Raw genomic sequence first — 26,830 nt, 5'->3', positions numbered from 1 at the left:
CTTGCGGGCAATGCCGTCATCTTGGGCATGATAAGAAATGACCCGCTTTCGATCCTGGAAACCGGTTTCGCCCCTTCCAACTCACTTAACTATCGCACAGTCTTCGCAAGGAGATCGCGCGATAGATTGGCTGCAACAATGAGGACCAGCAGATGAACGCCGCAGGTGTTTCAGGGCAATTACGAGACACGCCGCTTCTGAGCGAAGAAGAAGGTGCGGCCTATGAGACGTTAAACGCTGATGGCCGAAGCCCTGTCGTCTTCGTGTGCGAACATGCGTCGAACCGCGTTCCTGCAAGCCTGAACGGGCTTGGTCTCACGCAAGATCAACTCCAGACCCATGTGGCTTGGGACCCCGGTGCATCAAAACTTGCGCGACGTCTCAGCGCAGTATTTAACGCGTCTTTGATTGAGGCCAGATTTTCGCGATTGGTCTATGACTGCAACCGTCCTCCCGACGCACCAAGCGCCATGCCAGCGGATACAGAAGTCTGCCCCATTCCAGGCAACGCCGCTATCACGCCCGCAGCGCGCGCAGCGCGGGCACATGCGATTTACGAGCCGTTCCACCGTGAGGTCTCGCGGATATTAGACGGAAAAAGGAAGGCGTTCATTGCGCCGGTACTGGTCACCATCCACAGCTTCACACCGGTCTTTCACGGGCAAAAGCGCGACGTCGAGATCGGATTGCTTCATGCGCAGGACAACCGGCTCGCAGATGCTTTGATGCAGGCTATGACAGACGCTCCCCACGACATCCGATTTAATGCCCCCTACGGCCCCGAGGATGGAGTTTTGCACAGTATTGAGAAGCACCTCTTGGAAGGCCCGCTGCCTTACGTCATGATCGAAGTGCGTAACGATTTGCTGGCATCGGAGGCTGGCCTGTCCAACATGTCAGCCCTCCTCGCCCGAAGTATCTCTCACGCTGTAAACAGCTTGAAAATTTGAGAGTCCTCTAGACAATCAGAAAGAATATGATGCCCAAGAAACTGACATTCGACACCCTGAAATCCCGCGTTAAAGCGGGCGAGATTGATACGATTCTCGTGTGCCTTGTCGATATGCAGGGTCGCCTAATGGGCAAGCGGTTCGTCGCGCAGCACTTCGTGGATAGCGCATACGAGGAGACCCATTGCTGCAATTATCTACTAGCCACCGATCTGGATATGGCGACGCCTGACGGTTACGCGTCGACCAGCTGGCAATCGGGTTACGGTGACTATGTGATGAAACCGGATCTTGATACCCTAAGGCCAGTTCCGTGGTTGGAAGGAACTGCCATGGTTATTTGCGACGTGCTGGACCATCACACGCACGCGCCCGTCCCCCACTCGCCCCGCGCCGTTCTAAAAAAACAACTGGCGCGGTTGGATGCACTTGGGTTTGACGCCGCAATGGCGACCGAGCTGGAGTTTTTCCTTTTCGAGAAAAGTTACGACGACATCCGCAAAAGTGGTTTCCGCGATCTTGCCCCGATCAGTGGGTACAATGAAGATTACCACATTTTTCAGACCACCAAGGAAGAGCATGTGATGCGGCCTATCCGCAATCACCTCTATGCCGCGGGCATTCCGGTTGAGAACTCCAAAGGCGAGGCTGAAGCGGGTCAGGAAGAGCTAAACATCAAGTATGACGCCCCGCTGAATTGCGCAGACCACCACACGATTGCCAAACACGCAATCAAGGAAATCGCTTGGCAAAACGGCCACGCCGCGACCTTCCTGCCAAAGTGGCACCATGAGCGGGTCGGTTCCTCCAGCCACATCCATCAGTCACTGTGGAAAGACGGAAAATCTGCCTTCTATGATCCTGACGCCCCGCACGGGATGTCCGACCTGATGCGGCAGTATATGGCGGGTCTGATCAAATACGCACCTGATGTAACCTATTTCCTTGCGCCATATGTGAACAGCTACAAACGATTCCAGAAGGGGACATTCGCCCCGACCGGAACCGTCTGGTCCATCGACAACCGCACCGCCGGTTTCCGGTTGTGCGGCGAGAACACCAAATCCGTGCGGGTCGAATGCCGCGTTGGCGGATCGGATTTGAACCCCTATCTGGCCATGGCGACACAATTGGCTGCTGGGATTGCGGGCATTGAGGAAAAGTTGAAGCTTCAGCCCCCGCTGACCGGCGACGCCTATGAGAATTCTGGCGGCGCGCAACTCCCCGCCACACTACGTGATGCGATGGTCACGTTGAAGGGTTCCGACATGCTGCGTGCGGCACTTGGAGATGATGTCGTGGACCACTACTACCGATGCGCCGAATGGGAGCAGGACGATTTCGACCGAGTTGTCACCGATTACGAAATCGCACGCGGATTTGAGAAAGCCTGAGGGGAAGAACCGTGACCAAGACATTGAAATGCATCTCTCCGATTGACGGATCGGTTTTCGCGGAGCGCCCGGTACTGACCACGTCAGAGGCGGAAGCAGTTGCTAGCGCCGCACGCCACGCGCAGGCCGCTTGGGCGGCGCGCCCACTGCAAGAGCGGATTGATCTAGTGATGGCAGGTGTCGCCGCCGTGGGGGCGATGAATGACGAGATCGTGCCAGAGCTTGCCCATCAAATGGGTCGCCCGATCCGTTACGGCGGAGAGTTCGGCGGATTTAACGAGCGCGCGAGCCACATGGCTGCAATCGCGCATGACGCGCTCGCAAATATTGAGATCGCCGACGACAGCAGTTTTCATCGCTACATCCGTCGGGTCCCCCATGGCGTAGTGCTGGTCATCGCGCCTTGGAACTATCCATACATGACGGCGATCAACACCGTGGCCCCCGCCCTGATCGCGGGCAATACGGTTGTGCTAAAGCATTCGACCCAAACATTGCTCGTGGGCGAACGCATGGCGAAAGCCTTCCACCAAGCCGGCATCCCAACGGATGTGTTCCAAAACATCTTCGTTGACCATGACACAACTTCGCAACTGATCGGATCGCGCCGCTTTGACTTCGTTAACTTCACTGGCTCCGTCGGTGGCGGCCAAGCCATTGAGCGCGCGGCAGCCGGAACGTTCACTGGCATTGGACTGGAGTTAGGTGGCAAAGATCCGGGCTACGTCATGGAAGACGCCGATTTGGATGCTGCGGTCGATACGCTGATCGATGGAGCCATGTTCAACTCCGGCCAGTGTTGCTGCGGGATCGAGCGAATTTACGTGGTGGAGGCCCTTTACGACCAGTTCGTCGAGAAAGCCGTGGCCATTGTAAAAGGCTACAAGCTAGGCGATCCTCTTGATCCAGAGACGACACTCGGGCCCATGGCGCATACGCGCTTTGCCGATGAAGTGCGCAAACAGATTAGCGAGGCCGTCGACGCCGGTGCCACCGCCAATATCAAGACATTCGCAGAGGATGATGGCGGCGCTTACCTTACGCCCCAAATTTTAACCGATGTGACCCATGACATGCGCGTCATGCGAGACGAAAGCTTTGGACCGGTTGTCGGGATCATGAAGGTCAAAGACGATGCAGAGGCTATTGCGCTGATGAATGACAGCGTGTTCGGCCTGACCGCGTCGCTCTGGACCAAGGACATCGAGCGGGCACAGCGGATCGGGGACCAGATCGAGACCGGCACCGTCTTCATGAACCGTGCCGATTACCTCGATCCGGCCTTGTGCTGGACCGGCTGCAAGAATACCGGACGTGGCGGCGGCTTGTCAGTGATTGGCTACCATAACCTCACCCGACCAAAATCGTACCACCTCAAAAAGGCAAACTAAGATGAACCTGACTGGCAACTGGTCTTACCCCACCGCGATCCGTTTCGGTGCAGGGCGCATTTCCGAAATTGCAGATGCGTGTAAGGCCGCTGGCATCTCCAAGCCGCTCTTGGTGACGGATAAAGGGCTGGCGTCGATGGAGATTACGACCAAGACGCTCGACCTGCTTGACGCGGCCGGACTCGGGCGCGGCATGTTCTCTGAAGTTGACCCGAATCCCACCGACAAGAACGCTGAAGCTGGCGTCGCGGTGTATCGCGAGGGCGGATATGACGGGGTGGTCGCCTTTGGAGGCGGCTCCGGCCTCGATCTGGCAAAAGTCATCGCCTTTTGGGCAGGCCAGTCGCGTCCCTTGTGGGATTTCGAAGATATCGGCGACTGGTGGACCCGCGCAGACCCAAGCAAAATCGCCCCGATCGTCGCTGTGCCAACCACTGCGGGAACAGGATCCGAAGTCGGCCGCGCGAGCGTCATCACCAATTCGGAAACCCACGAGAAGAAGATTATCTTCCATCCCAAAATGCTGCCTTCGGTCGTGATCTGCGATCCAGCGCTGACCGTTGGCATGCCTAAATTCATCACTGCTGGCACCGGTCTGGATGCGTTCGCGCATTGTGTCGAAGCCTATAGCAGCCCGCATTACCACCCGATGAGCCAAGGGATTGCACTTGAAGGGATGCGTCTGGTCAAAGACTACCTGCCCCGCGCCTATGCGACCCCGACCGACATAGAGGCGCGTGCACATATGATGTCAGCCGCCGCAATGGGTGCCACTGGGTTCCAGAAAGGCTTGGGCGCCATTCACGCGTTGAGCCACCCGATTGGGGCGGTCCATCACACACATCACGGTACGACGAATGCTGTTTGCATGCCGTCGGTTCTTCAGTTCAACAAGGACGCCATCGCCGACCGGTTCGATATGGCTGCGGCCTATCTTGGCATCGATGGCGGGTTTGACGGGTTCTGTGCCTATGTCGATGAGCTCAACACTTCCATGGCGATCCCGAAAACGCTCTCCAAGTTGGGGGTAAAAGATGCCGACCTTGATGCCTTGACTGACGCCGCATTGCGGGATCCCAGCACAGGCGGCAACCCGGTCGAGATGACACCTGACAACACGCGCGCCCTGTTTGAGTCAATCCTCTAGTCTGACGCCAGACTAGACGCGCTTTCCGGCCTGATCGAACCACATGATCAAGTCTTCAGCCCAACGCACGCCCACCGCTGCGCCAGCGGCGGGAAGCGGGTCGGCCCCATCTTGGCGGACCGTGAAGGTGTCGGCCACGTCTTTGAGCCGGAGATGAACCAGTGTCTCCGCACCCAAGGCTTCGGTGAACAAAACCACAGCGTCAATCTTGCCAAAACCTTCGGCGCAAATCTCTGCATGTTCGGGGCGGATGCCCACCCGCGCCGCTCCATGCGGTGCCTTCGGAACCAAACTTGCGGCCACAAAATTCGTCGCAGGTGAGCCGATAAAGCCAGCAACGAACTCCGTTTTGGGGTTTGAATACACATCAAGCGGTGCGCCAATCTGGTCCGCAACCCCGCCATTCATGACGATCATCCGATCGGCCAATGTCATAGCTTCGACCTGATCATGGGTCACGTAGAGCGCCGTGATGCCAAGGCGCGATTGAAGCTCTTTGATTTCCAGCCGCATCTGAACCCGAAGCTTGGCGTCAAGGTTCGACAAAGGCTCGTCAAACAAGAAAACCTTTGGCTTGCGCACGATAGCGCGGCCCATGGCAACGCGCTGACGCTGCCCGCCGGACAGCTCGCGTGGTTTTCGTTTCAGATAGGGTTCCAACTGCAGCATCCGAGCCGCCTCGGCCACGCGAGCAGTGATTTCGTCTTTCGGCGTTTTCGCGATTTTCAGGCCATAGGCCATATTCTCTTCGACTGACATATGCGGGTAAAGGGCGTAGTTCTGGAACACCATCGCAATGTCGCGGTCCATAGGTTCGTCATCATTGACGCGAGCGCCATCAATCTGGATCTCGCCAGAAGTCACGGTTTCCAACCCCGCGACCATGCGCAACAAGGTGGATTTCCCGCAGCCGGATGGTCCGACGATGACGATGAACTCACCGTCCTTAATGTCGATATCCACGCCATGAATGACGTCGGTCTTGCCGAAGGATTTCTTGATATTGTCGAGCTTGATCGTTGCCATTTATTTCTCGCTATCCACAAGTCCGCGTATGAAAAGTCGCTGCATCGAAACGACCACGACCACCGGCGGCAGCATCGCCAGAATGGAGGTCGCCATGATAACCGGCCAGTCCGCATAATCATCACCACTGGGAAACATCTGCTTGATGCCCATAACGATGGTGTTCATCGACGGGTCTGTGGTGATCAGAAGCGGCCAGAGGTATTGGTTCCAGCCATAGATAAACAGTATCACAAACAATGCCGCGATGTTGGTCCGGCTCATCGGAAGCAGGATGTCCCAGAAGAACCGCATAGGCCGCGCGCCATCAACGCGGGCGGCTTCGGCCAATTCGTCCGGAACTGTCATGAAGAACTGGCGGAACAAGAAGGTGGCCGTGGCCGACGCGATCAGCGGGAAGATCAGCCCGCTATAGCTGTTGAGCATCCCAAAGCCTGCAACGACCTCGTAGGTCGGCACGATCCGAACTTCGACGGGCAGCATCAACGTCAGGAAGATCAGCCAGAAGAACAACCGACGGCCGGGAAATTTGAAATAGACGATGGCGAAGGCTGACAGCAGCGAAATCAGAATTTTTCCAAGCGCGATCCCCATCGCCATGATGAGCGAGTTCATCAGCATCAACGCCACCGGCGCGTTGATGCCCGAGGTCAGCGCCTTGGAATAGTTGGTCAGGAACTGGTCACCTGGCCAAAGCGGCATGGGCGGGCTGATTATGTCGGATTGGGTCACGGTGGAAGCAACGAACGCCAGCCAGATCGGGAAGAAGATGATCAGCACGCCGATAATCAGCCCCACATGGGTGAAGTAGTGGCCGATGCCACGTTTCTCGACCATGCCCTCGTCCGGAATACGCGCCATCAGTAATGCACCCTGCGTTCGATGAACTTGAACTGCACGATTGTCAGCGCGCCCACGATCACCAGCAAGATCACCGACTGCGCGGCGGAGGAGCCAAGGTCCTGGCTCACGAACCCGTCCGAGAAGACCTTATAGACCAGAATGGTTGTCGCCTGTTGCGGCCCGCCGGAGGTGATGGTGTGGATCACCCCGAAGGTTTCGAAGAAGGCGTAAACGATGTTGACCACAAGCAAGAAGAACGTGGTGGGGCTGAGAAGCGGGAACACGATGGTGCGGAACCGGGTCCAGAAACGTGCGCCGTCAATCGCTGCGGCTTCGATAACCGATTTGGGGATTGCTTGCAGGCCGGCAAGGAAGAACAGGAAGTTGTAACTGACCCTCCCCCAACTGGAGGCGACGACGACAAGGCCCATGGCCTCGGCCTCGTTCAGCACATGGTTCCAGTCATAGCCCAGCAGGCCCAGATACCACGACACGACGCCCACGCGCGTGTTGAACATGAACAGCCACAGCACACCTGCGACCGCAGGGGCAACAGCGTAGGGCCAGATCAGCAACGTACGGTAAACGCCGGAGCCTTTGATCAGCCGGTCCGCAAGCACTGCCAGATACAGCGCGAAGCCCATTGAGGTGATGGTGACCAGAAGCGAAAACATCCCCGTCGTGACAAAGGACGCGCGGTAATAGGGATCGCCAAGCAGGTATTCAAAGTTGCCCAAGCCGACCCACCGCATCGACAGGCCAAACGGATCGGGGATGAACAGCGACTGATAAATCGCCTGCCCCGCCGGATAAAAGAAAAACACTGCCGTGATGATAATCTGCGGCAACAGCAGACACATCGGCAAAAGCCAGCCTTTAAAGGTGACGCGTTTTTCCATTTGAATGTGGCCCCGAATTCAGAGTTCCCAAGGCGGCGGAGAATATCTCTCCGACGCCTCGGGCGATTGGTTTAACGGTTGGCTTGCTCGAAGCGACGCAGCAGCGCATCGCCGCGTTCCTTGGCACTATCAAGGGCGGTTTGCGCATCCTTGTCACCAGCCCAAACGGCTTCCAGCTCTTCGTCGATGATCCCGCGGATCTGGTCAAATGAGCCAAGGCGCAGGCCTTTGGAATTTCCCGTTGGAGCCTTGCCGGTCATTTGCATACCAGCGATCTCGGTACCGGGGTTCGCGTCGTAGAACCCTTCTGCCTTGGTCTGCTCTGCAGCCGCATTGGTGATCGGCAGGTAGCCGGTGTTCTGGTGCCACTTGGCTTGGACGTCAGAGCTGGACAGGAAGGATAGGAATTGAGAAACGCCTTTATATTCCTCGGCATCGTGACCTTCCAGAACCCACAATGACGAACCGCCAATGATAGTGTTCTGTGGCGCGTTACCGGCGCCTTCCCAGTATGGAAGCGTGCGAATGTCGAAGTCGAACTTGGCTTCGGCCTTCACACCTGCGTAACCGGCAGAGCTTTCGGTAAAGAGCGCGCATTCACCCGCACGGAAGTTGGCGCCGCCTTCATTGCGTCGACCGGTATAGATGAATTTTCCATCCTTTGCCCACTGGCCCATCGCGTCGATATGCGCGACTTGAACAGGCCCGTTGAGAGAGAGTTCAGTATCAAGACCGGCGAAGCCGTTCTCTTTGGTGGCGAATGGCACATCATGCCATGCGGACAGGTTCTCGAGGTGCACCCAGCTTTGCCAAGCAGTGACCAGCGGGCAGTCTTCGCCGCCAGCTTTAAGCCCGTCGAGGGCCGCACCAACATTCTGCCAAGTGGACAGGTCCATGTCTGGGTCCATGCCAGCGGCCGTGAACGCATCGCGGTTCACATACAGGACCGGCGTCGAGGAGTTGTAAGGCAAGGATAGCATATCGCCGTCTGTGGTCGTGTAATAGCCTTTGACCGCGCCCATGTAAGCGTCTGGATCGAACGGAGCACCGCCTTCTGCCATCACTTCATAGACCGGCTTGATCGCGCCTTTTGCAGCCATCATCGTGGCTGTGCCGACCTCGAACACCATCAGGATATGCGGCTGCTCGTTCGCGCGGAATGCCGCGATGCCTGCGTTCAATGTTTCGGAATAGTTGCCCTTGTGACTGCCAACGACAACGAAGTCGGATTGGCTCGCGTTGAACTCTTCAATTTGCGCGGCCAGCAGTTCGCCAAGGCGGCCGGTAAACGCGTGCCACCACTGGATTTCGGTTGCAGCGTAGGCATTCGATGACAACGCAAGGGTCGACGCAAAAGCGCCGAGGAATGTTCTGATCTTCATGATGTCCTCCCAGACTCGAAATTTGATCGAATTCGATGCCGCCAGCTTAGCGGCACATTTGCTCGGCTGGCAAGGAAGTTGGCAAATGGATGATGTGCCGGACTATTGCTCAGTCAGGAGCAGCGTCTAGCCCTCGAAAGTAACAGAAAAAATACAATTTAAACCATAGGTTATCGCAGGCTATTGAAAAGCAGGATTTGTTTAGGTTTCAGCCGAATCTGAGCCTGCGCCAGCGGGTCGCGCGCTGCTCAATGACACCAATCACACCGTATTCGAGCACGAGCATCAGCGCTACGAAGCTCAGCGCATAGGCGAGCACATAGCCCGTTTCAAAGAGCTGGAAGTAAAGGTGAATCTGAAAGCCGACACCGTCGCTGCGCCCAAGAAACTCTACCACCAGTACGATCTTCCAGATGATGGCCAGGCCGTTTCGGGTGCTTGATGCCAGATAGGGCCAAAGCTGGGGCAACACCACGTGACGCAGCTGTGTAATGCGTGACATCCGGTACGCGTGGGACATCTCTTTGAGCTTGGGATCCAACGCATGGACACCCTCACGCACGGTCACGGCAACCATGGCTGTCTTGTTCAATGCGACGGCGGTGATCGCCGCAACTTCGTTCAAACCAATCCACAGGTAGCACAGCACAATGACCACGAGGGCCGGAATGTTAAGCAGAACCACCAGCCACGCCCCGAACCATCGGTTAAGTGTGTTGTTCAACCCCATGCCAATGCCGATGACCGTTCCAAAGGCCATAGCCAACACGAACGCAAATGCAACCCGTCTGAGCGTTGCTAGCACGTGGAGCGGCAGCTCCCCAGATGCGGTTTCGTGCAAAAAGATGCCCCAGACCTCGTGCGGGCCGGGTAGGACGCTCGGGTCCGCTCCGATCCACGCCGCGACTGCCCACAGAGCAATCAGCGCCACAAGCGAGATCACAACGACATGCGGTTGGTTGGGAGATATCGTGTCAGCCATAGGGCCAGAGTGTCACGGAACACCCTCCTCCCCCAAGTCATAATCCGCCCGCTCATACCTAAGTCGAATAGGGCGAACTGGCTGCTGGCCCTAGGCTCTCGCACATGTTGGGAGGCAAAACACTCACTGCGCTAATCTGGGGCGTGGCCCTTTGGGTCGCTTGCGCCTTATCTGTGTCTGCGGAACCGCTTCCCCGAGAGACGCTTGAACCCTATATCGTTCCGCCGATGTCCCTTGGAGAACAGCTGAACGACCAAGGCGTGTGGCAATTGCTCAACTCAGGCGGCGCGGAGGCCGGTTATGTCTTCGAGACGGAACCCATGGCCCCCTTACCCGGATTTTCGGGCGCACCAATTAACATGCTTGTGGTTCTTGATTTGGACGGGCGCTTTCTCGACGTCAAACTGATCTCTCATAACGAGCCGATATTTGTTTCTGGGTTGGGTGAGGCGCCGTTTCACAAATTCTTCGAACAATACCGCGGCCATTCGATCTCCGACAGTCTGGTGGTCGGCACGCCCTACGGCGGGGGCGGTGACGGCTCCGCTCTGGTTTATCTCGATGGGGTGACCAAGGCGACTGCATCCGTCCGAATTGCGCATGAAAGCCTTCTGGCTGCCGCGTTGAAAGTGGCGCGAGAGAAAATGAACGGGATTTCGACAGGCCCACCAGCCTACCCGAACTTGGACTATTCAGAAAAGCTTGATTGGGCCACTTTGGTGGAGCAAGGCATTGCAACCCACAAGGTTGTCACCAACGCAGAACTCAACGCCGAATTTGCCGGAACCCTGTGGGAGGACGATGATCCCGAGGCGCAGGACTACCCCGACGAGAACTATCTCGACTTGTGGGTGATCGACCTTGGCCCCCCCTCGATTGCCCAGGCAGTGTTGTCAAAGGACAGCTATGAGGAACTGCGGGAGTTCATGTCGATCTCAACGACGGACGAACCTGTCCTGCTGATCGAGACCGCCCGTCACGGTTTGATCACCGAAGACTTCGTGCGCAACACAGCGCCGGACCTGATCAGCGCCGATCAAGGGGGCTTTCCCATCGCGTTTCGCGACGCCGACATCTATGTCGAGCTGAACAGCGACTTGCCGGAAGATATCCAAGACGGCGCCGCCTTGATCTTGCGCACCGACCGACGCCTTGGATTTGATCCAACTGCCGAGTGGACGTTACAAGTGAAGGCCCTGCGCGCGCATGGTGTGTTCCAGCCCGAGATTGGGTCAATCACCCTCGACACGGCACACAAAACGCCGGAGCGGTTCTTCTCGCGCCCCGAGGTCATCGCCCCGAGTCCGCCTTGGGTGGACGCGCTGCGCAACAGGGCAAGCGACCTGATCATCCTCGGCGTATTCCTTATCGCGCTGATTGCACTCCTCGGCCTGCGCCTTAACCGCTTGGCGGGCCACGCATTGTTCACGCCGATCCGTCTAGGAATTCTTGCCTTTGTCACTGTGTTCATCGGCTGGTGGGGCCAAGGTCAATTGTCCATTGCGACACCTATGGCGGTGCTGCGTACACTTAAAGACGGGGGCAGCTTCGCGTTCTTGCTGTACGATCCGTTCTCGCTGGCAATCTGGGGCGTTACGCTCCTCGGGTTCATCCTTTGGGGGCGCGGTTTGTTTTGTGGCTGGCTGTGCCCGTTCGGTGCGCTGCAGGAATTTGCTCATCATTTGGGCCGCCTTCTCAGACTTCCACAGGTCGAGCCAACGGGCCTTTGGGACCATCGCCTGAAATGGTTGAAATACGTCGTCCTGGCCGGACTCGTGGCAATCATCTTCACCGCGCCTGCTCGCCTCGACAAAGCAATTGAGGTCGAGCCGTTCAAAACGGCAATCACCACGTTCTTCATCCGCGAATGGTATTACGTTGCTTATGCGGTGGGCCTTTTGGTTCTATCAATGGTGCTGTTCAAAGGCTTCTGCCGTTACCTGTGCCCGCTTGGGGCAGTGATGGCGATTGGCGGATTGCTGCGGGGCCGCGACTGGATCGCGCGCCGCGTGGAATGTGGTTCTCCCTGCCAATTGTGTCGGGTGAAATGCAGCTATGGTGCTATCAAGAAAACTGGCGAGATCGAATATTCGGAGTGCTTCCAATGCTTGGATTGCGTGACCATTTATGATGACGAAAAGCTGTGTGTCCCTCTAATCCTCGCCGCGAAAGGCCGAAAAAACAGGGTTGCAGCCGAATGACCCTGACCCGCCGCCGTTTTCTGACAATCTCCGCCGCGTTTGCGGCCCTCCCTGCGCAAGCCTCTAGCTGGCAGGGCCGCGCTTTTGGTGCAGACGTCAGCATCACCATCCATGGCCCCCGTGAACTGGCAGAGCCTGCACTTGCGCAAGCGCACCAAGTCATCCGCGAAACACAACGGCTCTTTAGCCTCTACGATCCAGACTCCAGCCTGTCGCGTCTGAATCGTGCGGGTACACTCCACCTCCCGGATCACCGTTTCCTTGCGCTCATGACAGCCGCTGGTGATGCTTTTGATCGGACAGGTGGCCTGTTTGATCCGACCGTCCAACCGCTGTGGCAAGCGCTCGCCAACGGACGCGACGGGGCACAGGCTGTGGCCTCAATCGGATGGGACCGTGTGCGCTTTGACACAAGCCGCATCACTTTGGGCGATGCGCAGGCCCTTACGTTCAATGGTATAGCCCAAGGGTTCGCAACTGATCTTGTCACCGAGGTGATGATCCAGAACGGCCTCTCCAATACACTGGTGAATATCGGTGAATATCGAGGCACGGGCGGGCAATGGGCGATCGGGCTAAGCGATCCGTCCCTCGCCCATCTTGGCACCCGCACTCTGTCCAGTGGTGCAATCGCGACCTCCAGCCCATCCGCGCTCAGCCTTGGTGCTCAGGCCCATATCCTTCACCCAAGCGCGCGCCCGCACTGGTCTACCGTTTCCGTCGAGGCGGACACGGCCACGCTCGCCGACAGCCTTTCGACTGCATTGGTCTTGGCTCCGCGCCACGACGTGGAGAAGATCAGTCAGCAAGCCGGCATTCGCCGCGTGACTCTCGTGAGTTTCGACGGCGACCTGACAACGATTTAATCCCGACCCGACAAAGAAAAAGGCCCCGCCAACCTGGCAGGGCCTTCATGCGTTTTTGCTCAGCGGTTTAGGACGCTGCTGCAACCGCCCGCTTGGTCATCACACCAACCAGATGCGCGCGGTATTCAGCGGAACCGTGTAAATCCGCGATCAGATTATCTGCGCTCACGCTCAATCCGTCCAAGGCACTCGCGGAGAAGTCCTTCGACAGCGCCTCTTCCGCGGCGGTCCAACGGTGGACACCTTCGTTCGATGCACCAGTGACAGCCACGCGAACACCATCGGCAGTTTTCGCCACGAACACCCCGACCAGCGCAAAACGTGAGGCAGGTTGCACGAACTTCTGGTAGTTGGCCTTCTCGGGGATCGGGAACTTGACGGCGGTGATGATCTCGCCTTCATTCAGCGCGGTCTCGAACATTCCGACGAAGTAGTCATCAGCCGCGATCTCACGCGTGTTGGTGACGATCGTAGCACCAGAGGCCAACGCCGCCGCAGGATAGCAGGCCGATGGGTCGTTGTTGGCGATCGAGCCACCGATGGTACCACGACTGCGCACCGCGGGATCACCGATATTCGCTGCCAGTTCCGACAGCGCCTTGTAGCTGCCATCAGCGGCCACTTCGCCGTGCGTCGTGCCGCCGCCGACAGTGAGAACACTGCCCGCCGCAGAAATACCCTTCATCTCGGACACACCGGTCAAGGAGACCAGCTTTTCAGGAGATGCCAAGCGTTGCTTCAACGTGGGGATCAGGGTCTGCCCTCCCCCCAGTGCTTGGGCATCACCGCTGCTCAAGGCAGCTGCTGCTTCGGCCACTGTTGCAGGGCGCTCTATGTCAAATGCATACATGTGCTTTCTCCTCTCAAGCGTTCTGCATGGCCGACCACACGCGGTGTGGGGTCATTGGCATGTCGATATGTGTGACGTTCTTGCCGCCGGATTGGAGCGCGTCGATGACCGCGTTCACCACCGTCGGAGGAGAGCCAATGGCCCCCGCTTCACCGCAGCCTTTCACGCCCAATGGGTTATGCGTACAGGCATTCCCCTGAGAGTGATCGACTTTGTAGAACGGCAGGTCATCTGCGCGCGGCATCACATAGTCCATGTAAGACGCGCTTAGAAGTTGGCCATTCTCGTCATAGGTGGTGTTTTCCAACAGCGCCTGACCGATGCCTTGGCCCAACCCCCCATGCACCTGACCGGTCACGATCATCGGGTTGATGACGTTGCCGAAATCATCCACGGCGGTCATGCTTTCTACGGTCACCTTGCCAGTTTCGGGGTCGACTTCGACCTCGCAGCAATAGGCACCGGACGGATAGGTGAAGTTGGCCGGATCGTAGAACGCGGTCTCTTCCAAGCCCGGCTCGATATCTTCGAGCGGGAACTCATGCGGGATATAGGCTTTCAGCGCCACCTCCCCGAAGGTCACCGATTTATCCGTGCCCGCAACCGAGAATACACCGTCGTTCAGCTCGATGTCACCATCGGAGGCTTCCAACATATGGGCCGCGATCTTCTTGGCCTTGTTGATGATCTTCTCGGTGGCACGCACCACGGCGGAGCCGCAGACAGCCAACGAGCGCGAACCATAGGTCCCCATCCCGAACGGGATTTTGGAGGTGTCGCCGTGCACGATGTCGATGCTTTGCGGATCAATGCCCAGCATTTCTGCCACCACTTGCGGGAAGGCCGTCTCGTGGCCTTGGCCGTGAGAATGCGCACCCACCATAACGGATAGGTTGCCCGTGGCGTTCACCCGAACAGTCGCGGCGTCATAGAGACCCACGCGAGAGCCCAGCACACCCACAAGGTTCGACGGCGCGATGCCGCACGCCTCGATATAGGCATTCACGCCGAAGCCACGCAGTTTGCCTTTCTTCTCGGAGGCTTTGCGGCGGGCAGCAAACCCTGCCACATCAGCGACTTTCTCCATCTGGTCCATCAAGGCGTCGTAGTTGCCACTGTCATATTCCAGACCTGCCGCACTCGCGAAGGGGTACTGATCCGGCTTGATGAAATTCTTTCGGCGCAGCTCAATCGGGTCCATGCCGATCTCACGGGCCGCTTTGTCGATGACACGTTCCAGCGAAAACGTCGCTTCCGGACGACCAGCGCCGCGGTAGGCATCAACCGGTGCCGTGTTGGTAAAGACCGCCTTCACGTTCACGTAGACGTTGGGAACGGTGTAGTTCCCGGCCATCAACGTGCCGTGCAGGAAGGTTGGTGTCGCTGTCGAGAAGTTCGACAGGTACGCGCCGACATTGGCCATGGTTTCGGTACGGAAGGCGAGGAAGTTGCCGTCCTTGTCCATTGCCAGTTCGATCTTGGTGACGTGGTCACGACCATGCGCATCAGTCAAGAACGCTTCGGTCCGGTCAGCGGTCCATTTCACCGGACGGCCAATCTTCTTGGCTGCGGCCAACACCAAGGCTTCTTCACCATAGTGATAGATCTTGGAGCCAAAGCCGCCACCCACGTCGGGGGCGATGACCGTCAGCTTGTTTTCAGGGATTCCCAGCACGAAGGCCGAGATCAGTAAGCGCGTCAGGTGCGGGTTTTGCGACGTGGTGTGCAGCACATATTCGTCGTTAGCGCGGTTATACTGCGCCATGGAGCAACGGGGCTCCATCGCGTTTGGCACCAGACGGTTATTGACCAATTCCAGCGTCGTGACGTGATGCGCGCCTTTGATGGCGGCGTCGGTGGCGGCGCGGTTGTCTTCGATCCAGCCCCAGTCGAAACACTGATTGGTTCCGATTTCGTCATGCACATAGTTGGAGGAGGACAGCGCGTCTTTCATATTCACAACGGCTGGCAGTTCTTCGATATCAACCTCGATGGCTTCAACCGCGTCTTTGGCCTGCTCAATCGTTTCAGCTATAACAGCGGCATAGGCGTCACCAACGTGGCGCACTTTGCCGTGCGCCAGCACGGGGCGCTTCGGCTCGTGCATGGGGGTTCCGTCGCGCGAGTTGATCAGCCACCCTGCGGGGTTGCCGCCGACTTCGACGAAGTCTTCGCCAGTGAACACCGCCAGCACACCCGGCATGGCTTCCGCTGCCGAAGTGTCGATGCTTTTGATCACACCATTGGCCACAGTCGATCGGGCAAACACAGCCGCCGTCTGACCATATACATTCATATCATCGCAATACTGACCAGAGCCGGTCAGGAAGCGGACGTCTTCACGGCGCACAGTTGAAGCGCCAATTCCACCATCTTTGGGCATGAAAATTCCTCCCTTTATCTCTTGTTATTCTGCGGCAATGGCGCTGACGTCCTGCCCGGACGCGGCCATGATTGCCTTGACGATATTGTGGTAGCCCGTGCAGCGGCAGATATTGCCTTCGAGATACTCACGCACCTCGGCTTCGGAGGGTTTCGGGTTGTCCTTCAGCAGTGCCGCCGCAGACATCACCATGCCAGGCGTGCAGAAGCCGCATTGCAATCCGTGATGTTCCTGAAACGCCGCCTGGATCACGTTGAGCGAGCCGTCGGCATTTGCCTGCCCCTCGATCGTGGAAACTTCGGCGCCCTCGGCTTCCGCCGCGAACATGGTGCAGGACTTTACCGCCTTGCCGTCTACATGGACAACACAGGCCCCACATTGCGACGTGTCGCAACCGATATGCGTGCCGGTCAATCGCAGATCCTCGCGCAGGAATGTGGACAGCAGCGTGCGCCCCTCCACCTCGCCCGAGACGGCTTTGCCGTTGATGGTCATCGTTACTTTGGTCATCCTATCCTCCCTTGGATATCGCTATTTAGTTTGGTGGAGCCATTCAGCTTACCAGCCGTTTGAACCACCCTTTTTTCTTCGTCTCATCATTACCCCCTGCGGCGGCGTCTTCTTCGCCAGCCACAGGCGCGCCTACGGCATCTTGGAAATTGGTGAAGAACTGGTCGGCCATCTTTTTGGCAAAGCCGTCGATGATGCGCGAGCCTAGCTGCGCGAGTTTGCCGCCGACCTTGGCTTCAACATCATAGTGCAGAATGGTGCTGTCACCCTTGCCCTCAAGACGCACATCCGCCCCGCCCTTGGCGAAACCAGCGGCACCGCCCTTGCCTTCGCCCGACATGGTCAGGCTTTCATTCTCGACCATGTCACTGAGTTGCACTGCACCTTTGAAAGTCGCCTTCACCGGGCCTACCTTTTGGACGACTGTCGCCTCAAACCCGTCAGCGGCAGAGCCGGACATTTCCTGACAGCCTGGCACGCAGGCTTTCAGGACTTCGGGGTCCAACAGAGCGGCCCAAACCGTGGCGATGTCAGCGTTAATTTCACGACTGTCACTCAAATTCATGGCAGATTCCATTTCCTTATTATGGCTAACCTACGTTCGCACACCCTTCGCGCCTATGAGACTAAGGGTGTAGGCGAAGCCGCAGCGTCAGCGTTCTGGAGGCTGAAAGCTCAGCCCGTAATTCTCATATATTTTCGCGATACGCCCATCCTGAAGCGCTGCGAGAACTGCGTCATCCACAGCGTAAGACAACGGGCGGTATCGAAAATTCACTGCGACTCCCAAGGTCCACTTGCTTACCGCAAAGCCTGCAAGTGGAGGTTGATGCACGTCGGAGCCGTCCGTCAAGCCGAATTCAAGCTGCGCAAGCGGACCCATCGCCGCCTTGGCTTCGCCCGACGTCAAAGCGCCCATCGCTGCTTGCATATCCGCGAACCGCTGCACGTTCCGGCCAAGCTGGCCGCCTGCGAAAGACGAAAGGTAGAAATCCGAGATCGAGTCATTCTCGACCGCAACGGAATCAAACCGGAAATAAGCAGGGACCGGCTTTTCGTCAGGGTAGCTTTCTTTATCAAAGGCAATCGCGATGGATTCCGATGCGTATTGGCCTGTAAACACCACATGCTCCACCCGACACTTAAACGCGCTGTCATACGGAATGCGCATCATAACGTTCGACACACGCCCCCCTACGACAGGGCCCAACCAGATGTTGTTGCGCAGGTCGGCCTCCAGGTTCTCCCCCGCGGTCACGAAATTGAATCGCGCCTCAATGCCAAGGTCCTCTGCAATCAGCTTGGCGATGTCGATGTCGACGCCTGTTGGCTTGCCGTCCTCTTCCCAACTGTAAGGTGGGTAGTTCTCGTAGACCGCGAACAGCATGTGTCCTTGGTCCATCAGCACATCAAGCTCCTGCCCGACAACGTCACGCCCGACATTTTGCGGACGTTCTTGTGGGACGTAGTCTGCGCAAGGATCAGCAGCGTGGGCCTGCCCCGCAAGGAACAGACCCACGACCACCAGGGAGGATCGCAGGAGTGACCGCGCCATCTTAATGCGCGGCTGAAAGGCCGATGGTCAGCGTCTCTGCCGCCGACTTATACGCGTCTGGCGTGCCGTCGATGAGCTTGGCCGCCCGGAAAGCGACAGAGTCGGCTACAGGCGCACCGGACAATGTTTCGATATTGCCGGCGATCTCGCTGAGGCGTTGTTTGAGCGCCTCGGGATCGGCGCCGCTCGCATCTGCGGCATAGCCCGCCAGACTGTCACGCATAGCTTTCAGCTCGTCAGACACCGCTTCCATCGCGTCCCCGTCGGGGCGGGTTTCGACATAGGTCCGGATCGCCCAAGCCGCATCCTGCCCCAGCAGTTCGCCGAATGCAGGCATTTTGGTGATACCATTCTGGGTATAGCCAGTTCTGAAGCGCTCGATGAACCATTCGTCGCCGTATTCTTCTGCCTCAAGAAAGCGCAAATCCGGGGCCAGACCGCCCGAAACAACCTCAAGCCCGTGGCAACGCGCGCAGTTCTGGTTGTAGCCAGACGCGCCTATTTCAACGGCTTTTTGCCAAACCTCTTCGCCCGCCGCTTCGGCGCGGTAGGGGTTTTCAGTCAACCATTCTTCACCGTTCGCTGGCAATCCGGCAGTATCGACCGGCTGCGGGTTCACGTCCCCATGAGCATAAGCCAAAGTGGTTGCTGCAAAGACGGCCCCAGCCGCAAAAATCCCTTTGAGTGATACGTTGTGCATTTCTGTCCTCCCAGAACGGCATGAATTCCCTTTGCCCGCTTTTAAGACAGGGGAGCAATCGGGCGGTATTGGACTTTGGTTGCGGTCCGGCCCGCTTCGCGACCAAAGTCTAATTCGACCCGCCGTTCACAGCTAGCTAGTCTCGGTCTATGGGAGAGACAATCACACGACGAGTTATGGCCACTGGTGCGGCCATCTTATCGGCACAGGTCGCTTGCGCAGGGGTGTCTTTAGATATCTCCTATCTCAGCATCGAGACATCTTTGCCCCCGACCCTGTCAAATCTTGATCCGGTGCCACAGGATAACGGCAAGGCGGGCGCGCGCACCGGCCTACAAGACAACCTTACGACTGGCAAATTCCTCGATCAAACATACACGATGACCGAAACAACGCTGTTGCAAGGCGACGATGCGCTGACTGCCGCGCGAAACCTTCTTGCACGCAGCCCTTTTCTGGTGCTTGACGCCCCGCCTGATATCTTGATTGCCATTGCGGACCTGCCCGAAGCCCAAGGTGCCATACTATTCAACACGTCGTCGGGGGATTTGACTTTACGTGACGCCGAGTGCCGCGCCAATCTGCTGCACAGCCTACCTTCGGACGCGATGCGGACTGATGCGCTCGCTCAAGTGTTCGTCCAAAAACGCTGGAACGATCTGGTGATGGTGTCCGGGACCCGCCCTCAGGATGTGACCTACGCCGACGCCATGCGCCGCTCGCTCAAGAAGTTCGGGCTGAAGCTGTCTGCCGAAAAAGTCTGGGCCTTTGATGCAGACATGCGGCGCACGGCATCTCAGGAAATACCATTATTCACACAAGAGCTTGGAGATTACGACGCGCTGATCCTTGCAGATGAGCTGCATGATTTTGGCCGATACGTGCTTTACAATACATGGGAACCGCGACCTGTTGCTGGCTCCGAGGGGCTGTCAGCGGTGACTTGGTCGCCCGTAATTGAGCAATGGGGTGCCGCACAACTTCAAAGCCGTTTCGAAACTGCGCATGGGCGAGACATGAACTCTCAGGACTACGCCGCGTGGGCTGCCATCCGCACATTGGGCGAAGCTGTCACGCGCACGAATAGCGCCGAGCCTGCTACATTGCGTGACTATATCCTGTCGGACGGATTCGAGTTGGCAGGCTTCAAAGGGCGCCCTTTGACCTACCGCCCGTGGAACGGTCAGCTCCGCCAACCGATAGCGATCGCGCATCCTCGCGCCTTGGTCGCGCAAGCCCCGCTTGAGGGGTTCTTACACCAGAATAACGAACTGGACTCACTGGGGCTCGACCGCCCTGAGAGCCGATGCGAGGCCTTCCAATGACCCATGCCAAGACTCCCCTGAAATCTCGCGTTCTTATTTTCGCGTGTGTTCCGGCGCTGATGATGACAACCTCGGCTGCATTGGGCGACGAGATTTGGGTGACGAACGAAAAAGACGACACTGTCTCTGTCATCTCGGTGGAAACGCTGGAGGTCATCCAGACCTACGAGACCGGCGAGCGGCCGCGTGGCATCACCTTCTCCAAGGATTTTTCGCGTGTGTATATCTGCGCCTCTGACAGCGATGCGGTGCAGGTCATGGACCCGAATACTGGCAAGATCTTGCACGATCTCCCCTCGGGTGAAGATCCCGAACAGTTCGTCCTGCACCCCGACGACAAGCATCTCTACATCGCAAACGAGGACGATGCGATCACGACCGTGGTAGACGTCGAGACCCGTAAAGTTATCGCGCAGATTGATGTGGGCGTGGAGCCAGAGGGCATGGCAGTCTCTCCGGACGGCAAGATTGCGATCACCACATCCGAGACGACCAATATGGCGCATTGGATCGACACCGAAACGCAAGAGCTTTTCGCAAATACGCTGGTTGATAGCCGCCCCCGTCACGCAGAGTTTGTAAAAGATGGCACCGAGCTTTGGGTCAGTTCCGAAATTGGCGGCACGATCACGATCTTTGATGTGGCCACCCAAACCGAAAAAGCGAAAATCGGCTTTGAGGTGCAAGGGGTCCACTCCGACCGCGTCCAACCCGTAGGCTTCGAATTCACGCAAGGTGATACCCACGCTTTCGTGGCCCTTGGTCCGTCAAATCACTTGGCTGTGGTTAATGCAGACAGCTACGAGGTTGAGGATTACATTCTGGTTGGACGAAGGGTTTGGCATATGGCGTTCAATGAAGACAAATCCCAGCTGTTCACCACGAATGGTGTGTCCGGCGACGTCACCGTCGTTGATGTCGCCTCGCGCAAAGCTACGAAATCCATCAAGGTCGGCCGCTTCCCTTGGGGTGCCGCCTTCCGCCCCACTCAGTAACGCCCAGCTACATCTGACAAAGGAAACCAAATGCGCGCGCTTATACTGGCCCTTATCTTCGCCACTACGTCTGCCAATGCAGAGGGCTTCGGCCCCGCAGGGCTGCTGTCTGGCAAGAACAAGGAAGACTTGCCGCCGATCACGCTATCCGCTGGCGCGCCCCTAACTGACGCGCCTTGGATTCTGAAATCCGGCACCTACTACGAATTTGAAATCCAAGGGGACGGTTCGCAGGAACTGGCCCTGATCGGCCCAGAGTTCTTCCGAGCGATCTGGATCGACGAAATCGTCGTCGAGGGCTTGGAAATCCGCCCGCTCGGGCTCGACAGCATTGAGTTTGACGAAGCGGGGGAAATGGAAATCGGCTTCGTCGCGATTAAGCCCGGTCAATATTATCTCAAGATTCCAGGCTCTAGCGGAGAGACGCAACGCCTTGACATCACGATAGAATGAGCGGGCTTCAAGTCAAAAACCTCAGCTATGCTTATGGGGCCAAGACCGCCCTAGAGGATGTCAGCTTTTCTGTAATGAGTGGTCAGTTCTGCGCGCTCCTAGGGCCGAACGGCGCGGGGAAATCGACGCTGTTCAACCTTCTGACGCGTCTGTTTGTGGCCCCGCAAGGGCGTGTTTCCGTTGCTGGGCATGACCTCGCTAAAGCTCCGCGAGACGCATTAGCACGGCTTGGCATTGTGTTTCAGCAATCCACGCTGGACCTTGATCTGACGGTCCGCCAAAATCTCAACTACTTCGCCGCACTGCATGGTCTTTCCGGAAAGGATGCCGCCCGCCGCATTGATGCAGCACTAGACAAGCTTGGCATGCTGGAACGCGCACAGGAAAAGGCCCGCGTTTTAAATGGTGGCCACAGAAGGCGGGCCGAAATTGCGCGCGCCTTGATCCATGATCCGGCGGTCTTGTTGCTGGATGAGCCAACTGTTGGGCTTGATGCAGCGGCCCGCGCGGCACTCACGGATCATGTCCACGCCCTGACAGATGAAGGCACCACCGTTCTATGGGCCACCCACCTGACGGATGAAGTCCGCCTCGATGACCAGTTGGTCATCTTGCATCAGGCCCGCATTCTTGCGACCGGGACTGCACGTGACATCAGCAAAGATCGCCCGTTGCAGGCCACTTTCCTGGCTATGACCGAGGCGACGGTATGAGCCCATATCTCACCTCGCTTCGCGCCATCGTCGGGCGCGAGGCTTTGCGCTTTGTCCATCAACGGGAACGGTTCATCGCAGCCCTCGTACGCCCGCTGATCTGGTTGCTCGTCTTCGCCGCCGGTTTTCGCGCGGCACTCGGTCTCAGCATCATTCCGCCCTACGAAACCTACATCACTTACGAAACCTACATTGTCCCCGGGCTTTGCGGGATGATCTTGTTGTTCAACGGCATGCAGTCGTCACTCAGCCTTGTCTACGACCGCGAGATGGGGTCGATGAAACTGCTATTGACCAGTCCCCTGCCACGCTGGTGGTTGCTCTTTTGCAAGCTCATCGGCTCGACGGCGATCTCCATCCTGCAGGTCTATGCGTTCCTTGCGATTGCGGCGGCGTTCGGGATCGCCATGCCCTTGCTCGGCTATATCACTGTGATCCCTGCATTGATGGTCGCCGGCATGATGCTTGGGGCGCTCGGACTGCTTCTGTCGAGCTTTATCAAGCAGTTGGAGAACTTTGCCGGCGTCATGAATTTTGTTATCTTCCCAATGTTTTTCTTGTCCTCCGCACTTTACCCACTTTGGAAGATGGCGGAGTCTTCGAAGCTGCTCCACAGCATTTGTTCCGTCAATCCGTTCACTCACGCGGTCGAGCTGATCCGGTTTGCGCTCTATGGCAACTTCAACGGCCCCGCCTTGCTTTGGACCGTTCTCGCCAGTGTGGTTTTTACTGCGGCGGCACTCTGGGGTTACAACCCGGCGCGGACAGGTATACGTCGCAAAGGCTGACCAATCCTACGACCATAAGCGGGCTGATAAGCGTCTGGCATCGTGCTAAATTAAGTTCCATGAGACATTTTCTTGCCCTCCTTACACTGATTGCGTCACCAGTCGCCGCCGAAAGCCTGCAAGAGTTTGGCATCCTCAATCCAGACGAGATGTCGTGGACTAGCGTGATTGACCAGGCAAGGCGCGGCGAGACCAGCATGACATTGTGTGCCAGCGGATACATGCTGACAAAGTCCGGCGACCATTCTGCTGCCCGCACCATATTCGAAGCCTGCGCGGCGGCGGGCTACACGGGCGCGATGACTTGGATGAGCCAACTCGACAACAACGGATTGGGCGGTGAGTATGATCCCGATGCGTCAGCGAGCTGGGATCGGCAAGCCGCGGAACTGGGCGATCCTGTGGGCAAATTCAACTACGGAATTGGGCTGATGCGGGGCCACGGCGTCGACAAGAACGAAGCGTTGGGACGCCAATATGTGGACGAAGCTGCACACGACGGATTGCTGGCCGCGCGACGCCTGCAAGGCGCGGACTACGATTTAGACGAGGTGACGCCCGATGCGGACAACTGGAAATACGCGCCTTTGTTCTGAACATCACCGGTCATCTGAGCTGGACTGCCGCCAAGTGTGACCACGCGGCTGGCTAACTTGGTCGCTTCCTCCACCACATGGGTGACAAGTATAGTGGTGACCTTGTGGGTTGCGCGCAGTTTGGCGAACAAGACCATCATCTCCTCCACCAAACTCGGGTCGAGCGAGACAAAAGGTTCGTCCATCAGCAACAAGTCGGGTTTGGCTGCAAAAGCGCGGGCCAGTGACAGGCGTCGTTGCTGCCCTAGCGATAGTTGCGACGGGAAGTCCTGTCCGCGCCCTTCGAGCCCAACCTCTGCCAAGGCCTGCTCCGCCTCCGCTTTGGAAATTCCTGTTGCGATACAGATGTTGTCACCGACTGTGCGCCACGGCAGCAAGGTCGGCTCTTGGAAAACCATTCCGACTTTGCCGTTCACACGGCACGTACCGCGATATCGCGTCTCCAGCCCCGCAACAATCCGCAACAACGAGGTTTTGCCGACGCCGGATGGCCCAACAAGCGCCAGGGTCTCGGACCGATCAACAGTCAAGGAAACTGCGCCCAGTATCGGCGTATCGCCATAGACCAGCGAAGCAAGACGCAACTCTAGAACCGGGTTGTTAGACCCTTTTCGAGTGTTAGATGCCTCACTTACCACGTGCAGCACATCAACTGCCGCTTTGGAAGAACGTTCCGCTTGGCAGTTCCGTCGCCTTACCGATCAAATCCTCGCCACCAAGCTCGACCATCAGGCTCAGCATCCGCGAGGCGGCGGCTTCATCAATTGGGCCAGTTGCGGGAATACCTGCCCGGAAGCCAGCCTTCAGGGCTTCAAAGGCAGCATCGGTTTTCGCATTCATTTCTGGGCGCAGACGGTCCCATTCAGCCTCATCCCTAGCAAGCAGATCCTTCGCCGCGCGCGATGCTGCGGCAAGGCCGTTTACAATCTCTGGATTCTCGCGAAGCAACTCCCCTTTCACGACGTATCCCAAAAGCGGTGTGTTCGGATCCAGGCCCAGTTCATTTGCCGCATCGGCGACATCGACGAGCTTGCGCATTCCCGCAGCTTCCATCTTCGCCATGAAGTGCCAGAAATTAATGGCTCCGGCTGTTTCACCTGACAGGGCGGTTTTGAAAATCAGCGGCGGCGCGCCAAACACCTGTTCCGTCTCGGCGGCCAAATCCATGCCGAATTTTTTCTCGGCATAGGCTCTTAGGATCAGCCAGCTTTTGTCTAACGGACCGCCTGCAATCCCGATCTTCATACCTTTAAGGTCTGCGAGGCTTTGCGCTGTGCTGTCCTTGCCGACCATGACACCGCCAACAGCTTTGGAATAGGGAATGAAGACATAGTCTTTTCCCGACGCCCGCTGACGCGCAACCCAAAGCCAATCAGACACGATGACATCTGCTTCCCCGCCCTGAAATGCGACCTGCGCGGCGGAACCGCCCGCCATGCCCTGCACCTCGAGCTCGAACCCGTTGGCTGTGTCCATTCCGTGCTGCTTGATCGTGTTCAGCTCCCAATTCACCGTCCCGAATTTCAGCACCGCTGCCCGTAATATCGGAGCGTCCGCAAAGGCAGCGGTCGTCAGCAGCGTCGCGATCAATGCGCCGCCCATAGATTTGAAAAATGTCATAAACGCCTCCCGTTTGAGCACAGACTACCACCGCCCCGAGTTGCGGAAATACGACCAAAGGATAACGCCCAAAGGCGCATTGGCTTGATGCAGATCAACTTGCAAGCACGATCGTGGGTGCATTCCTACCTCATTCAAAAAGGAGACGCGACATGGGACGTTCACAACTTTTCGCAAGCCTAGCTATCCTTGCGGGCCTATCAGGCACACCGGGCTTTGCTGGCGCTGCATACGAAAGCGTAAAGATCGAAGCCGGCAAGACGTTGTTTGACGCGGAATGCCACCGCTGCCACGCTGATAACTCATCCGACCCGTCTTATGGCCCTTCGCTTTCCGGCATCGTTGGCAGAGCCGCAGGCACGCATGAGGGGTATGACTACTCCGAAGCCTTGTCCAATGCTCCTATTGTCTGGACCCCTGCTGCCCTGAGGGCCTGGATGGAAGACAATACCGGCTTCATGCCAGGGACCAAGATGCGCCATGTCGGGATTACTGATCGCACAGTTCAGGACTTCATTTTGTCCTATCTCGCCACTCTTGCGGAGTAGCCGTCACTCAACAATCAGACGCGGTAGCCAGTGGCTGTCCGCGTCGCTGGGGTGGATGTCTTTGGGCGATAATGGCCGCAACTCCCCCGCGGCTGGCGGCGCGGAAAGAAGGTCCATATCCATTTCATGCAAGACGCCGACAAAACGCGACCCTTGGGCTTCGATCTTGTAATACACCCCATTCCACATGTTTATCCCGTAGTCGTTCGCCGCTTTCCAGACGAACAGGAAGTCGTATTCCATATCGACCAGATCGCCAGAGATGTCGCGTTCAATCTCATAGGGGTACGGCACGTGGCACCAGTTTTTGTCAGGTCCTTCAAGACATTTGAACGGGCGCATCGACAAGAAATGGTCGCTAAACGCGGCGTCATTCATATGAACGGAATAGGCCCCGCCTTCGCGTTGATCCAGCGTTGCAATCTGAATCCGCTGCCCGTCATTGGTTTCAAGAAATACGGTTCGGACATCCGCCGCAGCCGCACCAGCTGCGGCAATCATTGTCAAAGCCACCAGAATATTCATAGCCGCCCCCCTCCTATGCGAAAGGTAGCCAGAACCGTCGTGAGTCGCATCACGACCATCGTGCTATGACCCCTGTGTCAAGGCGTTTGGGGTCTTACGACCAATGTTCAATATCTAGCAACAGTCTTTCTAAGAATACTCGCCCTCGGGTCGGTCTGCGCTCTGATTTGGTGCGCGACCTTTATGGA

The 26,830-nt window shown here is 57.5% G+C and carries 27 protein-coding genes; 13 read left to right on the top strand and 14 right to left on the bottom strand.

Annotated elements, in window-relative coordinates; translation table 11 throughout:
• Nucleotides 1-152: 152 nt before the first annotated feature.
• The 4 genes from BM352_RS10010 to BM352_RS09995 are packed head-to-tail and all read left to right on the top strand — an operon-like array spanning nucleotide 153 to nucleotide 4,882.
• A complete protein-coding gene (locus tag BM352_RS10010) occupies nucleotides 153-950 on the top strand; it encodes an N-formylglutamate amidohydrolase (protein WP_090216212.1) in 798 nt (265 codons plus the stop codon).
• Between the two features lie 29 nt (nucleotides 951-979).
• Nucleotides 980-2,344, top strand: a complete 1,365-nt coding sequence (locus BM352_RS10005) for a glutamine synthetase family protein (RefSeq protein ID WP_090216209.1) — start codon at nucleotides 980-982, stop codon at nucleotides 2,342-2,344.
• Nucleotides 2,345-2,355: 11 nt separating this feature from the next.
• Nucleotides 2,356-3,735, top strand: coding sequence for an aldehyde dehydrogenase family protein (locus BM352_RS10000; protein WP_090216206.1), 1,380 nt, complete (start codon nucleotides 2,356-2,358; stop codon nucleotides 3,733-3,735).
• 1 nt (nucleotide 3,736) lies between these two features.
• Complete coding sequence (locus BM352_RS09995) at nucleotides 3,737-4,882, top strand: iron-containing alcohol dehydrogenase (protein ID WP_090216203.1); 1,146 nt, start codon at nucleotides 3,737-3,739, stop codon at nucleotides 4,880-4,882.
• Between the two features lie 12 nt (nucleotides 4,883-4,894).
• On the opposite strand, the gene ugpC is transcribed toward BM352_RS09995, so the two are convergent.
• The 5 genes from ugpC to BM352_RS09970 form a co-directional block, all read right to left on the bottom strand.
• Nucleotides 4,895-5,908, bottom strand: a complete 1,014-nt coding sequence (gene ugpC / locus BM352_RS09990) for a sn-glycerol-3-phosphate ABC transporter ATP-binding protein UgpC (protein ID WP_090216200.1) — start codon at nucleotides 5,906-5,908, stop codon at nucleotides 4,895-4,897.
• Nucleotides 5,909-6,745: a sn-glycerol-3-phosphate ABC transporter permease UgpE gene (ugpE, locus tag BM352_RS09985; RefSeq protein WP_090220092.1), complete on the bottom strand. Its 837-nt coding sequence runs from the start codon at nucleotides 6,743-6,745 to the stop codon at nucleotides 5,909-5,911. It lies immediately after the preceding gene.
• Between the two features lie 23 nt (nucleotides 6,746-6,768).
• A complete protein-coding gene (ugpA, locus tag BM352_RS09980) occupies nucleotides 6,769-7,650 on the bottom strand; it encodes a sn-glycerol-3-phosphate ABC transporter permease UgpA (RefSeq protein WP_090216197.1) in 882 nt (293 codons plus the stop codon).
• 71 nt (nucleotides 7,651-7,721) lie between these two features.
• Nucleotides 7,722-9,032 (bottom strand): sn-glycerol-3-phosphate ABC transporter substrate-binding protein UgpB, encoded by a 1,311-nt coding sequence (gene ugpB, locus BM352_RS09975; protein ID WP_090216194.1) that lies wholly within the window; start codon nucleotides 9,030-9,032, stop codon nucleotides 7,722-7,724.
• 208 nt (nucleotides 9,033-9,240) lie between these two features.
• Entirely contained in the window at nucleotides 9,241-10,014 is a 774-nt protein-coding gene (locus BM352_RS09970; RefSeq protein WP_090216191.1) for an ABC transporter permease, read from the bottom strand.
• A gap of 104 nt (nucleotides 10,015-10,118) precedes the next feature.
• Here BM352_RS09970 and BM352_RS09965 point away from each other — a divergent pair, with 104 nt between their 5' ends.
• Nucleotides 10,119-12,215, top strand: a complete 2,097-nt coding sequence (locus tag BM352_RS09965) for a 4Fe-4S binding protein (protein ID WP_090216188.1) — start codon at nucleotides 10,119-10,121, stop codon at nucleotides 12,213-12,215.
• Complete coding sequence (locus BM352_RS09960; RefSeq protein WP_090216185.1) at nucleotides 12,212-13,081, top strand: FAD:protein FMN transferase; 870 nt, start codon at nucleotides 12,212-12,214, stop codon at nucleotides 13,079-13,081. The genes BM352_RS09965 and BM352_RS09960 overlap by 4 nt, the downstream gene beginning before the upstream one ends.
• A 67-nt stretch (nucleotides 13,082-13,148) precedes the next feature.
• On the opposite strand, the gene BM352_RS09955 is transcribed toward BM352_RS09960, so the two are convergent.
• The 6 genes from BM352_RS09955 to pedF form a co-directional block, all read right to left on the bottom strand.
• Nucleotides 13,149-13,931: an FAD binding domain-containing protein gene (locus tag BM352_RS09955; protein ID WP_090216181.1), complete on the bottom strand. Its 783-nt coding sequence runs from the start codon at nucleotides 13,929-13,931 to the stop codon at nucleotides 13,149-13,151.
• 13 nt (nucleotides 13,932-13,944) lie between these two features.
• A complete protein-coding gene (locus tag BM352_RS09950; protein ID WP_090216178.1) occupies nucleotides 13,945-16,314 on the bottom strand; it encodes a xanthine dehydrogenase family protein molybdopterin-binding subunit in 2,370 nt (789 codons plus the stop codon).
• Nucleotides 16,315-16,338: 24 nt separating this feature from the next.
• A complete protein-coding gene (locus BM352_RS09945) occupies nucleotides 16,339-16,824 on the bottom strand; it encodes a (2Fe-2S)-binding protein (RefSeq protein WP_090216175.1) in 486 nt (161 codons plus the stop codon).
• A 43-nt stretch (nucleotides 16,825-16,867) separates the two neighbouring features.
• A complete protein-coding gene (locus tag BM352_RS09940) occupies nucleotides 16,868-17,389 on the bottom strand; it encodes an SRPBCC family protein (protein WP_090220088.1) in 522 nt (173 codons plus the stop codon).
• An 87-nt stretch (nucleotides 17,390-17,476) separates the two neighbouring features.
• A complete protein-coding gene (locus tag BM352_RS09935; RefSeq protein WP_090216172.1) occupies nucleotides 17,477-18,379 on the bottom strand; it encodes a transporter substrate-binding domain-containing protein in 903 nt (300 codons plus the stop codon).
• 1 nt (nucleotide 18,380) lies between these two features.
• On the bottom strand, nucleotides 18,381-19,079 hold the full coding sequence (gene pedF, locus BM352_RS09930; RefSeq protein ID WP_090216169.1) for a cytochrome c-550 PedF: 699 nt from the start codon (nucleotides 19,077-19,079) through the stop codon (nucleotides 18,381-18,383).
• 149 nt (nucleotides 19,080-19,228) lie between these two features.
• Between pedF and BM352_RS09925 the strand changes: the two genes are divergently transcribed.
• From BM352_RS09925 to BM352_RS09900, 6 genes are read left to right on the top strand one after another with little or no spacing between them, the layout of a single operon-like run.
• Nucleotides 19,229-20,404: an ABC transporter substrate-binding protein gene (locus tag BM352_RS09925; RefSeq protein WP_245780960.1), complete on the top strand. Its 1,176-nt coding sequence runs from the start codon at nucleotides 19,229-19,231 to the stop codon at nucleotides 20,402-20,404.
• Between the two features lie 59 nt (nucleotides 20,405-20,463).
• Nucleotides 20,464-21,399, top strand: coding sequence for a YVTN family beta-propeller repeat protein (locus BM352_RS09920; protein WP_425434552.1), 936 nt, complete (start codon nucleotides 20,464-20,466; stop codon nucleotides 21,397-21,399).
• A 30-nt stretch (nucleotides 21,400-21,429) separates the two neighbouring features.
• Nucleotides 21,430-21,852 carry a cupredoxin domain-containing protein gene (locus tag BM352_RS09915; RefSeq protein WP_090216159.1) on the top strand — a complete coding sequence of 141 codons (423 nt, stop codon included), beginning with the start codon at nucleotides 21,430-21,432 and terminating at the stop codon, nucleotides 21,850-21,852.
• Nucleotides 21,849-22,565 (top strand): ABC transporter ATP-binding protein, encoded by a 717-nt coding sequence (locus BM352_RS09910; RefSeq protein WP_090216156.1) that lies wholly within the window; start codon nucleotides 21,849-21,851, stop codon nucleotides 22,563-22,565. Before BM352_RS09915 ends, BM352_RS09910 begins: the two co-directional genes overlap by 4 nt.
• Nucleotides 22,562-23,353 (top strand): ABC transporter permease, encoded by a 792-nt coding sequence (locus BM352_RS09905; protein WP_090216154.1) that lies wholly within the window; start codon nucleotides 22,562-22,564, stop codon nucleotides 23,351-23,353. The genes BM352_RS09910 and BM352_RS09905 overlap by 4 nt, the downstream gene beginning before the upstream one ends.
• A gap of 59 nt (nucleotides 23,354-23,412) precedes the next feature.
• Nucleotides 23,413-23,949, top strand: coding sequence for a tetratricopeptide repeat protein (locus tag BM352_RS09900; RefSeq protein WP_090216151.1), 537 nt, complete (start codon nucleotides 23,413-23,415; stop codon nucleotides 23,947-23,949).
• Here BM352_RS09900 and BM352_RS09895 read toward each other — a convergent pair.
• Nucleotides 23,889-24,596: an ABC transporter ATP-binding protein gene (locus BM352_RS09895; RefSeq protein WP_090216149.1), complete on the bottom strand. Its 708-nt coding sequence runs from the start codon at nucleotides 24,594-24,596 to the stop codon at nucleotides 23,889-23,891. The genes BM352_RS09900 and BM352_RS09895 overlap by 61 nt on opposite strands.
• Before the next feature lies 1 nt (nucleotide 24,597).
• On the bottom strand, nucleotides 24,598-25,569 hold the full coding sequence (locus tag BM352_RS09890; RefSeq protein WP_090216144.1) for an ABC transporter substrate-binding protein: 972 nt from the start codon (nucleotides 25,567-25,569) through the stop codon (nucleotides 24,598-24,600).
• Between the two features lie 152 nt (nucleotides 25,570-25,721).
• Between BM352_RS09890 and BM352_RS09885 the strand changes: the two genes are divergently transcribed.
• On the top strand, nucleotides 25,722-26,117 hold the full coding sequence (locus BM352_RS09885) for a c-type cytochrome (protein ID WP_090216141.1): 396 nt from the start codon (nucleotides 25,722-25,724) through the stop codon (nucleotides 26,115-26,117).
• A 3-nt stretch (nucleotides 26,118-26,120) separates the two neighbouring features.
• On the opposite strand, the gene BM352_RS09880 is transcribed toward BM352_RS09885, so the two are convergent.
• Nucleotides 26,121-26,642: a hypothetical protein gene (locus tag BM352_RS09880; RefSeq protein WP_090216139.1), complete on the bottom strand. Its 522-nt coding sequence runs from the start codon at nucleotides 26,640-26,642 to the stop codon at nucleotides 26,121-26,123.
• Nucleotides 26,643-26,830: the final 188 nt, after the last annotated feature.

The organism is Litoreibacter janthinus (assembly GCF_900111945.1).
In the GTDB taxonomy this organism is placed as follows: domain Bacteria; phylum Pseudomonadota; class Alphaproteobacteria; order Rhodobacterales; family Rhodobacteraceae; genus Litoreibacter; species Litoreibacter janthinus.
This window is presented reverse-complemented; position numbering and strand designations above follow the sequence as displayed.